The sequence below is a fragment of the Marinobacter santoriniensis NKSG1 genome, from assembly GCF_000347775.1.
Taxonomy (GTDB): domain Bacteria; phylum Pseudomonadota; class Gammaproteobacteria; order Pseudomonadales; family Oleiphilaceae; genus Marinobacter; species Marinobacter santoriniensis.
Map to the genome: position 1 here is coordinate 115595 of NZ_APAT01000015.1, position 15555 is coordinate 131149.

The window sequence follows — 15555 nt, forward strand, 5'->3', positions numbered from 1 at the left end:
CGTTACAACCCGACGTCGTCCAGCGAGGACTCCGCCAGTTTCAGCAGATCCGGATTCCGATCCTCGCGGTTGCCGATGCTCTCGATGTAATACTCAAGTGACGTCAGCGCATCCGCCAAAGCCTCAAGTACCTGATTCGAGGGCGCCTCCCGGGCATCCAGCAGGCGATCCTGGATGGACGCTGCCACCCGCGCCAGTACGTCTGCCGCACCCGGATCATCAACCATCTGCAGCCCACCCCAGATGCTGTGGAGCGTGACCGGAAGGTTGGCCAGATGGAGTTTGTCATAATCGGATTCGATAAACGCGGTAATGGCCCGCTTTGCGAGCGTCAAGGCACTGCGGGCTTCGTCCGCTACCACAAACAACGCTTCGCGGAGATACACGGATTCCTCGCGGCGACGCTGGCTGCCCGCCAGCGCATCTGTCTCGGAGGTTATACCCCGAGTGACGATCTGCATGACCGCGTCTTCGACGCCCAGCACGGAATCGGCCAGGCGGTACAGTTCCTCATCATCCGGGAGACGGTTGTCCTTTTCCCAATCCCGCAGTTTGCCGGCCTCCTCACGGGAAATGGACGCCAGTTTCTGGAGATCTAGCATGACGAGGATACTGGCCAGGCGTTCGAGCGCGTCGGCAATCGACGACAATTCCGCAAGGTCGGGCTCAATGCCCCGCTCGATGATGTCGAGCTTGTCCTTCAGCTGGTTCAGCTCATCCTGTAAGGCGTCCGACAAAGATTTTAGAACATCGCTGCCCGGACCATAGAGTCGGCGGGCATGCGCTTCAAGCATCGAGTCGGGAAACTCGGCCGGCGTCAACTTGAACGCGGAAAGTACGTTGGTAACCTCCGGGTTACCGGAACCGCTCCGGTACAGCAGGTAGACGAGGTCCCGGATCAGGGAATCCGGAGCGTCCTTGGCTGTGGCAACCTTTCCGACATACACCACTTCGCGGGCGTACCGTTCGATACGCATCAGCATCCGCTTGCGGGCCTTGTTGAACACCATCGCCCGATCCAGCATGGTATCCGCCACCGTCGCCAGCAGGCACCACATCTGCCCCATAGGAGCGCCCTGGCACAGCCGCGCGAGCCCCCGGGCCGACCGCCCGAGCAGGCGTTTGTTCACGACATCGTTACGCTCCTTGAGAACCCCCAGCAAAGCGACCTGGAAGGTCAGGCGCATCCGCCGGGCCAGAATCTCGTAATCCTCATCACTTCCCTCGAATTCCGGCAGGCGAATGCCAGAACAGAAATCCGGCCGTTCCTTGACATCAATCTCGAAGAAGCAGGATTCGGGGTAGGGTTTTTCGCGACGGGCCTCGCGGAGATCATTGATCACCGGCAACAGGAGTTCCGGATGATCCTCCCGTTCCCGATGGTAGTACTCGACGTAACGGCGCAGGATAAACAGCGCGCTGTTGAGGGTCGTCAGCAGAACGTTCTTGTCATCGTTGGCGCCGACCGGAACGTCGTTGGCCATGGCGACAGCTTCCTGGCAAAGCAGGATGCCGCCACGAAGCTCGACCAGAATGAAGATGCCCCGCAACTGGTTCAGGTAATCAACACAGTTCTGGAGATCTTCACCACTCTCGCGATTTTCCTGAAAGCGCTCAAGGCTGGATTCTGCCTGTTTGATGGTCTGTTCAATTTCACCCTTGACCAGATCAAACGACTGCGATTTCGTCGCCAGAGACGATTGCACCATAAACGCTTCCTGTTTAATTCGCGGAGACTACCGCATTCCTAGCCTGAGACTTGACCGGGCGCATCGGCACCGGACTTTTTGTTATCGGCTGGCACCCTCGCCTGCCCGTATAAAGTTCACAAAAAAAGCGCGAACTTATCATTACTTATAACACAAAACTCAAGTTGCTCAAGAAAGGCAGAATGTAACATTTGGTACAGGCTGACGCAGTTCTCATTCCGGGCCCTGCAGTTTGCGCCAGAGGCTTTGTCCGCTCTGTTTGTCGAGCATGGACAGGAACTCGTCGTGGGCTGTGGCCTCTTCCTCGGACGCGGCCACGACGGAGAGCCGGGGCCGGTCGGCGGACAAGCGGCGAATGCCGCCGGCAGCGCCACCGTCGGAAGAACCGGAATCGAGAGACAGCGCGGTCTGACCGCCGGTCATCAACAGATAGACATCCGCCAGAATCTCGGCGTCCAGCAATGCGCCGTGAAGCTCACGATTGCTGTTATCCACACCGTAGCGTTTGCAAAGCGCGTCCAGACTGTTCTTCTGCCCGGGATGCTTGGCCCGGGCGATGGCGAGGGAATCCACCACACCGCAGTGATCTGCGGTCTTCCGAACCGGCTTGAGACGGGCGAACTCCGCGTCCATGAAGCCGATATCGAACGCGGCGTTATGAATCACCAGCTCCGCGCCCTTGATGAACTCGAAAAACTCATCGGCGATGTCGGCAAAAACGGGTTTGTCGGCCAGGAACTCGTTGGTAATGCCGTGCACCGTGATGGCTTCGGCTTCAACTTCCCGCTCGGGATTGATATAAACGTGATAATTACGCCCGGTCAGCTCCCGCTCAACCACTTCGACACAGCCAATTTCAATAATCCGGTGACCATCGTTGGGATCGATGCCCGTGGTTTCCGTATCCAGTACAATCTGTCTCATGCTTTTCCTTCCGGAGAGTAGTCAGTCAGGCTTCGGAAAGCTCTTCGACGCCGCGATTGGCCAGCTCGTCCGCGAGTTCGTTATCGGGAATGCCCGCGTGTCCCTTCACCCAGTGCCATTTCACGGTATGCCGGGCGGTTTCAGAATCCAGCTCCCGCCAGAGATCATCGTTCTTGACGGGCTTCTTTGCGGCTGTTTTCCAGCCATTGCGTTTCCAGCCCGACAACCACTCCGTGATGCCTTTGCGAACGTACTGGGAATCTGTATAAAGGTCGACCGTGCAGGACCGTTTGAGCGCTTCCAGCCCACGTATCGCGGCCATCAACTCCATTCGGTTATTGGTGGTCTGCAATTCACCACCATACAGGGTCTTGACCGCATCACCGTAACGTAACACGACGCCCCATCCTCCCGGGCCCGGGTTGCCCTTGCAGGCACCGTCGGTATACAGAATCACCTTTCCAGACATTCCTACTCCTGTTCTTGCGGGATGCCGATCGACACCCCCTCCTGTTGATAGCCGCGGGAAGCACCAACGGTTCCCGTTCCGGGCAGCGAAATCACCGAGCTCTTGCGCCATACCGGCTTGCGTGGCAAGCGCCCATAGACCCGCTTTTTCGCAAGGATACAGTAATAGGCACCGACTGGCAGGAACCGATTGCCGGAAAGCCGCGCATCCATCTGCCGGAAGGGCCGACGCCCACTTCGCTGGATCGGCAATCGAAGGAAACGGGTGACCGAGCCCTGAACGGCAAAGCCCAGAAGGTGTAGCCAGTCCTCCATCCGGCCCCGTAACAGAAATCGACCGCCCCAGGGTCCCAGGTGCTGACGGGACACCAGTTTGCGGATGCCCCAGAGACTGACGGGATTGAAACCAATCAACAGCATGGTGCCCTCGCCCCTGAGCACCCGGGCCGCTTCGCGCAGTACCTGGTGCGGATACGGGGAAAAGTCCGCGGCGTGGTGAAGAATGACCAGATCCATCGAGTCTGATGGAAACGGCAGCTCGTCAGCGTCACACACGACCACACCTTCGGGTGTTTGAGGTGACCAGCGGGGTGTGGTCACGATTTTCTGCACGAAGTCGGTACCGGTCGCCAGAGGCAAACGGTGGCTCACGGCCAAGTGCAGTTGCCGGGCTCCTGTAGAACCGCCGAGTTCGTAGTCACAGAATCGCCGCTGATCCGCCAGCAACGCTCTCCCCAGCGGTGTCTGGAACCACCTTTCGAAGTTCTCCTGACGTTCCCGGTAGTCAACAGTGCCCGACTGGATCAAAGCGTGCCCTCTTGCAGCGACGGACGGTCCCTTGGGGTTGGTACGGTTGGGAGCCATCGTTTAATGCTCTATGATAGCAGGCAGATATTGCTAACACATGTGGGGTTTTATGCTGACGATCACCGCGATTCCGGCTTTCAGTGACAACTATATCTGGTGTCTTGCAGACACCGGCAACGGCCGGGCCCTTGTGGTCGATCCGGGCCAGTCAGCACCGGTCGAGTCACACCTGGCCCAGAACAGCCTGGTACTGGATACCATTCTGGTGACGCACCACCACCCGGATCATGTGGGCGGTATTGCGGACCTTCTGAAGGCCCATCCGGACTGCCGTGTCGTCGGGCCGGCCGAGTCTCCGTTCAAGAACAGCACCAGCCAGGTGCACCCCGGGGATGAAGTCGTCTGGGAAGGCCTCACGTTCCAGGTGCTCGGGGTTCCGGGTCACACACTCGACCACATCGCCTACTTTACGGATAACAACGTCGCTGGGCGACCGGTCCTCTTCTGTGGCGACACCCTGTTTGTCTGTGGTTGCGGCCGCCTGTTTGAAGGGTCGCCCGGACAGATGCGTCAGTCCCTCCAGACGCTGCGCTCACTGCCGGAAAAGACCGCGGTTTATTGTGCCCACGAGTATACGCTGGCAAACCTGAAATTTGCCCGGAGCTGGCTGCCAGACGACGCCGCCCTCGCGGATTTCGAGAAGGAGTGCCTCCAGGCTCGCGACGAGGGCCGGCCCACGGTTCCTTCAGTCCTCGGCAACGAGAAGCGTCTGAACCCCTTTCTCCGCTGGGACGACCCGGCTGTTGTCGACGTCGCGCGCAGCTACTGTGCCAAGCATGGTCTGGCCGCCGACTCGGACAACGCGATATTCGCTGCGATCCGTCACGGCAAGGATCATTTCTAATCCCGTAACATTCCCTTTCGTCACCGTAACGAGCCGTTTCTTGACCCCCCGAACGGGGCTCTCATAGAATCGTTGCAACTTTGTGACGCTAACCCTTTCAAACGGCCGGATTTTCGATCCGGCCATGATGCACTGCTCCGGACATTCATTATGTTGGTCAACCGAGTCTCCATCCTCCTGATTGCCAGTACATTGACTGCCGGTTGCAGCAATCTGCTCACAGCTTCCCGGGATCCGCTCGACTCCGAGCAGGTAACGGTCGCAACCGGAGACGAGGACCTCAAGGAGGCCGTGCAAAGCGACGATGGCGAAGAGAACAGCGCCGACAGCCCGCTCGACGACGCCATCTCACCCGAACTCCAGGCCGCTGCCCGGGAGGCCCGGGAAAAGCTCGACCAGCCAGAAGTCCAGAAGCCAACCAAAAGTCAACAGACCCACGACCTCTGGAGCCATCTTCGTAAAGGGTTCGCGCTGAATCACGATGTCGATAACAAGCGGGTTGAAGACCAGCTACGGTGGTATTCCAGTCACCCGGGCTACATCAATCGGGTGGTCGACCGCGGCAGTCGTTACCTCTACTACATCCTGTCAGAGACTGACAAACGAGGTTTGCCCGCAGAATTCGCCCTTCTGCCGGTTGTGGAAAGCGCATTCGATCCGTTCGCCTATTCCCATGGCCGGGCCGCCGGCCTCTGGCAGTTCATTCCCTCCACCGGCAAATACTTCGGGCTGACCCAGAGCTGGTGGCACGATGATCGCCGCGACATCATTTCTGCGACCGATGCTGCGCTGACCTATCTGGAGCGCCTGTCAGAACGGTTCGACGGCAATTACACCCTGGCACTTGCCGCCTACAATAGCGGCGGCGGCACCGTATCAAGTGCGATCCGCCGGAATAAGAATGCCAACCGGCCAACCGATTTCTGGTCGCTGTCACTGCCCCGGGAGACCCGCCATTACGTGCCCAAACTGATCGCCCTCGCCAAAATCTTTGACGATCCGGCGGCCTATGGCATCACCCTTCCACCGGTGAAGGACGAGCCTTATTTCGAGGTGGTCAAAACCGGATCTCAACTGGACCTGGCGCAGGCAGCCAAGCTCGCCAACGTGGATATCGAGGAAATATATCTCCTTAACCCGTCCTATAACCGCTGGGCAACCAACCCGGACGGGCCGCATCGTCTCCTTGTGCCCCGGGAAAATGCCGACACCTTCCGCCAGGCACTGGCCAACTTCCCGATCAGCAAGAGAGTTTCGTGGAAGAACTATAATGTGCAGTCCGGCGACAGCCTGATCACCATTGCCCATAAATTCAACACCACACCGAGCGTGATTCAGCAGGTCAACAAGCTGAATTCAGACCTGATCCGTATTGGCCAGCGGCTGCTGATCCCCTCCGCCACCAAGGGTTCGGATGCCTATGCGCTCAGTGCGGCCCAGCGGCTGGAGCGGAAACAGGACCGCAAGCGTTCGGGCAACAAGGTACGCTACACCGTCCGCCCGGGGGATACCTTCTGGGGCATCGCCCGGGAACACCGGGTGTCGGTGCGCGAAGTGGCAGCATGGAATGGTATGGCACCGGGTGATCCGCTGATACCGGGCAAGAAACTGGTCATCTGGTCAAAAACGGCCCAGCCATCCACCATGGTGGCGTCCAACTCGGCACGCGGAAAATCGATGGTGCGGAAGGTCGGATATCGGGTGCGTAAGGGCGACTCCCTGTCTGCGATCGCCAGTCGCTTTTCGGTAAACGTGCGCGACATCGCAAGCTGGAACGACCTTAACACCTCCCGTTATCTCCAACCCGGGCAAAGTCTGGTACTCTACGTGGACATTCGTAACAGTCCGTAAACAACCTATGACAAGAACACGGAAAGCCTTATTTTTCACGGCCCTGCTGGGCGCACTGGCCCTGCCCACCACGTCATCCCAGGCAGCCACGGGCACCGATACCGTTACGCCGCAGCACGGTATCGCCATGCACGGCGAACCGAAGTATCCCAAGGGCTTTTCGCACTTCGACTACGTCAATCCCGATGCCCCCAAAGGCGGAACGCTGAAACTGTCCGTCTACGCCAACGGTTATGATTCGTTCAACCCGTTCGACATCAAGGGGATCGCAGCTGCCGGTATCACCACCTATCTGTACGATACCCTTCTGGAATCCTCGGCCGACGAGCCCTTCTCCGAGTACGGCCTGATTGCCGAATCCGTTGAAACGCCGGAAGACCGCAGCTATGTGGTGTTCAATCTGCGAAAGGAGGCCCGGTTCCAGGATGGTCAGCCCATCACCGCCGAGGACGTAAAATTCACATTCGAGACTCTGGTGAACAAAGGCCACCCGTTCTACCGGAACTACTATGCGGATGTCGCCGATGTTGTTGTTGAGGGCCCGAGGCGGATCCGTTTCGATTTCAAGGAATCCACCAACCGGGAACTCCCCCTGATCCTCGGTCAGATGCCGATCCTTCCGGCGCACTACTGGAAAGACCGCGAATTCGGCAAGAACGGGCTGACACCGCCGGTCGGGAGCGGGCCCTACCGCATCTCCGACTTCGAAGCGGGCCGCTCGATCACGTATGAACGCGTCAAGGATTACTGGGCCAAAGACCTGGGTGTCCGCAAGGGGCGCTTCAACTTCGACCATATCCGTTACGACTACTACTCGGACGACAACGTAGCGCTTGAGGCCTTCAAGGCGGGCAACTTCGATTTCCGGCTGGAATCCTCGGCCAAAAACTGGGCGACCGCCTACACCGGCCCGAAGTTCGACAACGGCTCGATCGTCAAGGAATCCATCGAACACCACCGCCCTGCCGGAATGCAGGGTTTCGCGTTCAATACCCGCCGTTCGGTGTTCAGTGATCCCATGGTTCGTCGCGCCCTCGCCTATGCCTTTGACTTCGAGTGGGCCAACGAAAACCTGTTTTACGACCAGTACACCCGCACAGACAGCTATTTCGAGAACAGTGAACTGGCATCGAGTGGCCTGCCCACGGGGCGGGAACTGGAAATCCTGGAGCCCTTCCGCAAGCAGCTGCCGGACGAAGTTTTCACACAGGAATACACGCCGCCCTCTACGGACGGTCCGCAGGGTCTGAGGCAGAATCTCCGAAAGGCCCTGGAACTGCTGCGCTCTGCCGGTTATGCCATCAAGGATGGCAAGATGGTCAACAAGGAAACCGGAGAACCGCTGGCGTTCGAAATGCTGCTGTTCCAGAAGAGTTTCGAGCGGGTAGTGCTTCCATTCAAGAAGAACCTGGCGCGGCTCGGTATTGATATGAGCCTGCGGGTCGTGGACAGCAACCAGTATGTCCAGCGGGTCCGCAATTTCGACTTCGACATGATTGTCCAGACCATCCCCGAATCCGACTCCCCCGGCAACGAGCAGCGGGAGTACTGGTATTCTTTCAACGCGAACGTGACCGGCTCACGCAACTACATGGGCGTGAACAATCCGGTGGTCGACAAACTGGTGGATATGATTATCCAGGCACCCAGCCGGCAAGAACTGGTCTACCGGGTCCGGGCCCTGGATCGGGTTCTGTTGCATGGGTACTACGTGATTCCGCAATGGCACCTGACCAGCGACCGGGTCGCTTACTGGAACAAACTCGAGCGCCCGAAGGTTACGCCCAAGAACGGCTTTGACCTCAACAACTGGTGGATAAAGCCCTGATTAACCGGCCCGCTGGATCCAGGCAGTCATAGAAGGAATCCTCTCCGACATGGGCATCTACATCCTCAGACGGCTGGCACTGATCATCCCGACGCTGATCGGGATCATGCTGCTCAACTTCGTGATTGTGCAAGCCGCGCCCGGCGGCCCCGTGGAACAGCTGATCGCCGAGATGGAAGGCCATGGTGGCAACGCCCTGGCCCGTGCTGCCGGTGGCGGTTCCGGCGGCGAAGTGGCCACCGCCAGTGGGGATACCCGCGGGTCCCGGGGCATTCCGGATGAGTTATTGCAGGAAATTCGGGTGATGTACGGGTTCGACAAGCCGGCTCCGGAGCGATTCCTGCAGATGCTGAAGAACTACGCCACGTTCGATTTTGGCGACTCCTTCTTCCGCGAGAAAAGCGTCATCGACCTGATCCTCGACAAAATGCCGGTCTCCATTTCCCTCGGGCTCTGGTCAACGCTGATCATTTACCTGGTCTCCATCCCGCTGGGTGTCCGCAAAGCGGTCTACGACGGTTCGCGTTTCGATGTGTGGACCAGCTCCGTCATTGTGGTCGGTTACGCCATACCGGGCTTCCTGTTCGCGTTCCTGCTCATCGTACTCTTCGCGGGGGGCACCTACTTCGACTGGTTTCCGCTGCGGGGGCTAACGTCGGACAACTTCGATCAACTGAGCTGGTACCAGAAGATCGCGGACTATTTCTGGCACATCGCCCTGCCGGTCACCGCCAACGTCATCGGTGGTTTTGCCACCCTGACGCTGCTGACCAAGAATTCCTTCCTGGACGAGATCAGCAAGCAATACGTCGTGACGGCCAGAGCCAAGGGGCTCGACGACAAGCGGGTGTTGTATGGTCATGTCTTCCGCAATGCCATGCTGATCGTGATCGCCAGCATGCCGGGCGTACTGGTCACCCTGTTTTTCACCGGGTCGCTGCTGATCGAAGTGATCTTCTCCCTGGATGGCCTGGGGCTGCTCGGGTTCGAGGCGGCGCTGAACCGGGACTATCCGGTAATCTTTGGAACCCTCTACATATTTACGCTCATGGGCCTGATTCTTAAACTGGTGAGCGACATAACCTACGTGCTGGTGGATCCGCGTATCGATTTTGAAAGCCGGGAGGGCGCCTGACCATGGCGACGCTCAGCCCGATCCAGCAACGCCGGCTTCGAAATTTCAGGAACAACCGGCGCGGTTACTGGTCACTCTGGATCTTTCTCGTGCTGTTTGGCCTGTCCCTCTGTGCCGAGTTGATTGCCAACGACAAGCCCCTGGTCCTGTCATACAAGGACCAGCTTTATTTCCCGGTATTCCAGACCGTGTCGGAGGAAACCTTCGGCGGCTTCCTGCCCACCGAGGCGGATTACCGGGATCCATTCATTGACAATGAGATCAAGGCCCATGGCTGGATGGTCTGGCCGCCGATCCGTTTCAGCTACGACACGATCAACTACGACCTGGATGTCCCCTCGCCTGCACCGCCCAGCGCCGTCAACTGGCTGGGTACCGATGACCAGGGTCGGGATGTGGCTGCGCGTGTCATTTACGGCTTCCGACTGTCTGTGATTTTCGGGCTTACACTCACCTTCGCCAGCTGTATTGTTGGCGTCGCCGCAGGAGCCCTGCAGGGGTATTACGGTGGCAAGGTGGACTTGCTCGGCCAGAGGTTCATCGAGGTGTGGTCGGGGCTGCCGGTGCTTTACCTGCTGATTATCCTCTCCAGCATCGTGGAACCGAACTTCTGGTGGTTGCTGGGCATCATGTTGCTGTTCAGCTGGATGGGGCTTGTCGATGTGGTTCGGGCCGAGTTTCTCCGGGCCCGCAACTTTGAATACGTCAAAGCCGCCAGGGCGCTCGGGCTGGACAACGGCAAAATCATGTTCCGTCATATTCTGCCCAATGCCATGGTGGCAACCCTCACCTTCCTGCCCTTCATACTCACCGGCGCCATTACCGGCCTGACGTCGCTCGACTTCCTGGGCTTCGGGCTGCCACCCGGATCGCCCTCACTCGGGGAATTGATCGCCCAGGGCAAGGCCAATCTTCAGGCGCCCTGGTTGGGCATCTCCGCGTTTGTGTCCCTCTCACTCATGCTCACCCTTCTCGTGTTCACCGGTGAAGCCGTGAGAGACGCCTTCGATCCAAGGAAGAGCTGATATGAGCAACCTGTTGGATATCGACGAGCTCTCCATCGCCTTCGATGAGGCAGAACCGGTGGTCCGGTCTCTGTCGTTCCACGTTTCTCCGGGAGAAACCGTCGCCCTGGTTGGCGAAAGTGGTTCAGGCAAATCCATCTCTGCCCTGTCCATCCTGAGACTGCTCGACGAGCGCCACGCCAGTTACCCCTCGGGCCAGATCCGGTTTCGCGGTGAGAACCTGTTGAAGGCGCCGCCCAAACGACTCAGGCAGATTCGTGGAAGGGAAATCAGCATGATTTTCCAGGAGCCGATGACATCGCTGAACCCGCTCCATTCCGTTGAAAAGCAGATTGGTGAAGCCCTTGCACTGCACAAGGGCCTGCGGGGAAACCAGGCTCGCAAGCGCACCATTGAACTGCTTGACCTGGTCGGCATTCCGAATCCCGAATCGCGCCTGGCCAGCTACCCTCACCAGTTATCCGGCGGCCAGAAGCAACGGGTAATGATCGCCATGGCCCTGGCCAACGAGCCAGACCTGCTGATTGCGGACGAACCGACCACGGCGTTGGATGTCACGGTGCAGAAGCAGGTGCTGGAGCTGCTGACCGGTCTTCAGAAAAAGCTTGGAATGGCGATTCTGCTCATCACGCACGACCTCAGCATCGTCCGGCGCTATGCCGACCATGTGGTGGTCATGGAGCATGGTTCGGTCGTTGAACAGGCGGATACCCAGCGTCTGTTCGAGCAGCCCGAGCATCCCTATACGCGGAAGCTTCTGGATGCCGAACCACCGGAGGCACCGCCGGCATACGAACCCCATCAGGATCACCTCCTGAACGTGCACGAACTGAACGTGCGTTTTACACTCAAAAAGTCCCTTCTTGGCAAGGTCCTCAAGGAATTCCACGCGGTCCAGGACGCGACCTTCCAGCTCCACAAGGGCCAGACTCTGGGTATCGTTGGGGAAAGTGGCAGCGGTAAGACCACCATCGGCCACGCCCTCCTGAAACTCACAGCCAGCACGGGCCAGTTCCAGCTGGATGGCCACGAACTGTCGGGGCTCAATCAAAAGGCGTTCCGGCCGTTCCGCCGACGTATCCAGATCGTGTTTCAGGATCCTTTCGGCAGCCTCAGCCCCAGAATGTCCATCGCGGACATCGTGCGCGAGGGATTGGAAATCCATGATTCCGCGAATGCCGATCAGCATGACGAGAAAGTGATCCGGGCCCTGGCCGATGTCGGGCTGGACCCGGAAGCCAGGCATCGGTACCCGCACGAATTTTCGGGGGGGCAGCGCCAGCGGATCGCCATTGCCCGCGCGCTGGTTCTCCAACCCGATCTCATTATCCTCGACGAACCGACGTCGGCCCTGGATCGAACCGTGCAGAAGCAGGTAATCGAACTGCTTCGGGATATCCAGACCCGTTATGGACTAAGCTATATTTTTATCAGCCACGACCTGGCGGTCGTGCGGGCACTGAGTCACAAACTTCTGGTGTTGCAACACGGCAAGGTGGTCGAATACGGAGATGCCGTCGACATCTTCACGGCACCCAAACAGCGCTATACCCGGGAGTTGTTGAACGCTGCGTTCTTCTATCAGGCCCCACGCGAAGCAACTACGACCAATTGAGCGTTACCCTTGGCAGACCAGTTGAGGATAATGCTCGAAAATCAGGAACACAGGGAGAATCACCCATGGGAATGCTGAGTGGCAAGAAAGCGCTGATTGTGGGCGTTGCCAGTAAACACTCGATTGCCTACGGCATCGCCGAATCTTTCGCCCGTGAAGGCGCGGAAATGGCCTTCACCTATCAGAATGAAAAGCTCCAGTCCCGGGTAGAAAAATTCGCCGACCAATGGGGCAGCAAGCTGACCTTCCCCTGCGACGTGGCCAGCGACGAAGAAATCGAAAACGTCTTTACCGAGCTGAACAAGCACTGGGACAACATCGATATCATCATCCACGCCGTTGGTTTCGCACCGGCCAATGAGCTGAACGGCAACTATGTCGATGTCACGACCCGTGACGGTTTCCGCATTGCCCATGACATCAGCTCATACAGTTTTGTCGCCCTGGCCAAGGGCGCCCGGAAGATGATGCACGAGAATTCGTCTCTGCTGACCCTGAGTTACCTGGGCGCGGAACGGGTTCTTCAGAACTACAACGTGATGGGTCTTGCCAAGGCGTCCCTTGAAGCGAACGTTCGGTATATGGCCGCGAGCCTCGGCAAGGAAGGCATCCGGGTAAACGGAATCTCAGCAGGCCCGATCAAGACGCTCGCAGCCTCGGGCATTGCAAGCTTCCGTCGTATGCTGGCAGAGAACGCCAGACGGGCACCGCTTCGGCGGAACGTGACCACCGAAGAGGTGGGTAATGCAGCGGCGTTCCTGTCGTCGGACCTAGCCAGTGGTATTACCGGGGAGATCATGTACGTTGATGCCGGCTTCAATATTACCGGCATGGGTGAACTGGAAGAGTAATCCGGCCCCGTTTCCCAGAAGCCGGTGTCATTGACGCCGGCTTTTTTATTGCTCCGCCATCGCCTTCGCGACGGCATCCACCCACTCGACATAAGCGGTTTCGTCCGACTCCAGGATGTGCATGCCAACCAGAAATGCGCCATCGTTCGGGCGGCACCAAATCACCTCCACCGTCAACCTGAACGGCTCTCCAACACTCGACAGGGTCACCGTGACGGGCAGCAGCGCACCAATGGATACCGGCTCCGAAACGGACAGACAGAGCCCGCTGGCGGAGATATCCCGGATGTTGCAGGTCAGCTGACGGCCGTCGCCATCCTCGTCGCCCTCTTCCGGCATTACAGCCTCCAGCTCAAGAACTGCTCTGGCCCGGGCTGTCAGCCGATAATCCGACCGGTTATCGTGATCGTCGGGAACGTCCTGGTTCCGGCCGAACTGGTAGTCAAAATCTGTCATTATTGTTATTCCTTCAGTTTTTACCCACTCGTATTCGTCCGACCACACGGGTCAGGGTGTCGTCGAACTCGGCATTGCTGCCGAGGATCCGAACCCGGTCTTCCAGGATGCCCTTTACCAGGTCGGATTCCAGGAATTCCTGGCGATTGAGGCCCAGTCGATCGACAAATACCAGCTTTCGGGATGCATTGATTCGCACCGCCAGCTTGAGGCGCTGCGGGTCCTGGTCCGGATGTGTCCGGACGGTGATCCACCCGCCGAGCTTGATACTCGAAACCTGTTTTTCTGCCAATAGCGTCCGTTCACGAAGCACTCTTTGGCGCTCTGCTTCCTCATCGGCAAGACGCTTCTGCTCAGTCTCCTGCCGCTGACGCTCAAGTTCCGCTTCACGCTCGGCCTCGCGAGCCCGGCGCTGCTCGGCTTCGGCCTCCCGCTGCACCCTCAGCGTTTCGGCCCGCGCCCGGGCTTCCTGAGCGGCCCGTTCGCGCTGCTTACGCTGCTTCTCGCAGACGTTTGCCAGCACTGACACCGTGTCCTTGAGAACCTGCCCGAACGCCGTCAGTTCAGGCAGAGGACGGAGGAAATCGTTATCCATTTCCTCCTTGAATTGCATCCAGTCCTGAACCCCGAGTTTGACGCCTGCGCCATTGGTCCAGAGAACCTCCCCGGACTCCTCAAGGAACGCGAAAAAATAACGCCGTTCCTGTTTCTGGCCCTCACCACTCACAAACCAGCGATCCGCAAGCTGGCTCAGCTCTTCCGGGCTCGGCTTCGTGATGCTGAGCCAACCGGATTGCCAGGTCAGCGGCGCCGGCGTGGCCAGGGGATCGACAAGATCCACCGACTCACCCCTCAGACGTGCGACCAGCACTGACTCGATGCCATCGAGAGCACCGGATGGCAAGGATTCCGACATTATCCGCTGCCAGACCTCGGCAACCCGATCACCAAGCTGTTCCCCGACCTGATAAAGACGATTCCGGTCCTTGTCCGAGAGCGCCGGATCGCCGGCCCATACCAGCCACTCCAGTAATTTGCTGCCGTGACGTAGCTCTTCGCTGTCGACACCCGAAGACCAGGCCGCCTGTTTGAGCAGCCGATACCACTCGCCCCGCAGGAAGCGGGCAACCGGATCCGGCAGACGACGATTCTGCAGCGCCCGCCCAAGCAGTGCTCTTGCGACCTGATCCGCACAGCGCTGCCTCGACGCGCCCTGCTCGGTCTCCAATAACCGCTGGGACAGCTTTCCAACCTGGGCTTCCCGTTTGCGGGCGTCCGCTGTCCAGTCCTCGCAAAAGCGCTTCAGCGCATCGGTCCCTCCATCCTCGAAGGTGCCGGAAACGGCCACAATCAGTGACTGAAGCTGATCCAGCAACGCTTTTCCGGATCGGCCGCCGGTGTTGCTCCAACCACGCCACTCCTGAAGGCCATCGAGCCACTTGACCAGATCCGGGTCAAAGGCACGAGCCCCCTCCAGGTTCATTCGCCAGGCGAGGTAAAACCGCAGACGGGCAATCCTGCGGCTGAGTTCCGGATGGAGCCCGCTTGTCTTGAGGAAGAGATCCATGATCCGGTCTGCGATGTAGGCCGCGTTCACTTGCCGGACCGACCAGTCAAGATTCACCGAACGAATCACATGGGTCACCCGTTCGTCCCGCTGCTCTACCCAGCAGGACGACATCAATGGACGCCAGTCGCTGACGTCCTCCTCCGAGAGTTTACCGGGAGGGTAAGGCAGGTCCGGAACGCGGATGCCTGCCAGGACCGCATCAATGCTGCTGGAGAGCCCTGCCCCCAACGTTGCGGTACCCGATTTCTTGCGTGGTTCTGACATCCAATCCCCGTAGCCCGGAAGCGTTGAAAAGGCCCTGTAAATAACGCAGTATAACCAACTCGTCGGGGTTTATCGCAACCGACTCCGACGGTTTGTGCCGTTAATCAGTATTCCTCGAAATAACCGGTTTCCGGACTCAATTCTCGAA

The 15555-nt window shown here is 58.8% G+C and carries 13 protein-coding genes; 7 read left to right on the forward strand and 6 right to left on the reverse strand.

The features are described from left to right. Window positions 1-2 precede the first annotated feature (2 nt). The 4 genes from MSNKSG1_RS06340 to MSNKSG1_RS06355 form a co-directional block, all read right to left on the reverse strand. A complete protein-coding gene (locus MSNKSG1_RS06340) occupies window positions 3-1709 on the reverse strand; it encodes a hypothetical protein (RefSeq protein WP_008938423.1) in 1707 nt (568 codons plus the stop codon). A gap of 213 nt (window positions 1710-1922) precedes the next feature. Beyond that, window positions 1923-2633 carry a DNA polymerase III subunit epsilon gene (gene dnaQ / locus MSNKSG1_RS06345; RefSeq protein WP_008938424.1) on the reverse strand — a complete coding sequence of 237 codons (711 nt, stop codon included), beginning with the start codon at window positions 2631-2633 and terminating at the stop codon, window positions 1923-1925. Window positions 2634-2658: 25 nt separating this feature from the next. After that, window positions 2659-3102, reverse strand: a complete 444-nt coding sequence (rnhA, locus tag MSNKSG1_RS06350) for a ribonuclease HI (protein ID WP_008938425.1) — start codon at window positions 3100-3102, stop codon at window positions 2659-2661. Window positions 3103-3104: 2 nt separating this feature from the next. Beyond that, the gene (locus MSNKSG1_RS06355; RefSeq protein WP_008938426.1) at window positions 3105-3908 is read right to left on the reverse strand and encodes a class I SAM-dependent methyltransferase; all 804 of its coding nucleotides are present in this window, start codon (window positions 3906-3908) and stop codon (window positions 3105-3107) included. Between the two features lie 109 nt (window positions 3909-4017). Between MSNKSG1_RS06355 and gloB the strand changes: the two genes are divergently transcribed. From gloB to MSNKSG1_RS06390, 7 genes are all read left to right on the forward strand, one after another. Continuing rightward, the gene (gene gloB / locus MSNKSG1_RS06360) at window positions 4018-4812 is read left to right on the forward strand and encodes a hydroxyacylglutathione hydrolase (protein ID WP_040886774.1); all 795 of its coding nucleotides are present in this window, start codon (window positions 4018-4020) and stop codon (window positions 4810-4812) included. Between the two features lie 150 nt (window positions 4813-4962). Next, window positions 4963-6663 carry a lytic transglycosylase gene (locus tag MSNKSG1_RS06365; RefSeq protein WP_008938428.1) on the forward strand — a complete coding sequence of 567 codons (1701 nt, stop codon included), beginning with the start codon at window positions 4963-4965 and terminating at the stop codon, window positions 6661-6663. Between the two features lie 7 nt (window positions 6664-6670). Next, on the forward strand, window positions 6671-8491 hold the full coding sequence (locus tag MSNKSG1_RS06370) for an extracellular solute-binding protein (RefSeq protein ID WP_008938429.1): 1821 nt from the start codon (window positions 6671-6673) through the stop codon (window positions 8489-8491). Window positions 8492-8540: 49 nt separating this feature from the next. Continuing rightward, window positions 8541-9626 (forward strand): microcin C ABC transporter permease YejB, encoded by a 1086-nt coding sequence (locus MSNKSG1_RS06375; protein ID WP_008938430.1) that lies wholly within the window; start codon window positions 8541-8543, stop codon window positions 9624-9626. Window positions 9627-9628: 2 nt separating this feature from the next. Further along, window positions 9629-10651, forward strand: coding sequence for an ABC transporter permease (locus MSNKSG1_RS06380; RefSeq protein ID WP_008938431.1), 1023 nt, complete (start codon window positions 9629-9631; stop codon window positions 10649-10651). Between the two features lies 1 nt (window position 10652). Continuing rightward, on the forward strand, window positions 10653-12266 hold the full coding sequence (locus tag MSNKSG1_RS06385) for an ABC transporter ATP-binding protein (RefSeq protein WP_008938432.1): 1614 nt from the start codon (window positions 10653-10655) through the stop codon (window positions 12264-12266). Window positions 12267-12331: 65 nt separating this feature from the next. Continuing rightward, window positions 12332-13117, forward strand: a complete 786-nt coding sequence (locus MSNKSG1_RS06390; RefSeq protein WP_008938433.1) for an enoyl-ACP reductase FabI — start codon at window positions 12332-12334, stop codon at window positions 13115-13117. Between the two features lie 45 nt (window positions 13118-13162). Here MSNKSG1_RS06390 and MSNKSG1_RS06395 read toward each other — a convergent pair whose 3' ends face one another. Together MSNKSG1_RS06395 and MSNKSG1_RS06400 are read right to left on the reverse strand one after the other, a co-directional pair. Next, window positions 13163-13573, reverse strand: a complete 411-nt coding sequence (locus MSNKSG1_RS06395; RefSeq protein ID WP_008938434.1) for a PilZ domain-containing protein — start codon at window positions 13571-13573, stop codon at window positions 13163-13165. A 13-nt stretch (window positions 13574-13586) separates the two neighbouring features. Beyond that, window positions 13587-15407, reverse strand: coding sequence for a DUF1631 family protein (locus tag MSNKSG1_RS06400; RefSeq protein WP_008938435.1), 1821 nt, complete (start codon window positions 15405-15407; stop codon window positions 13587-13589). Window positions 15408-15555 lie beyond the last annotated feature (148 nt).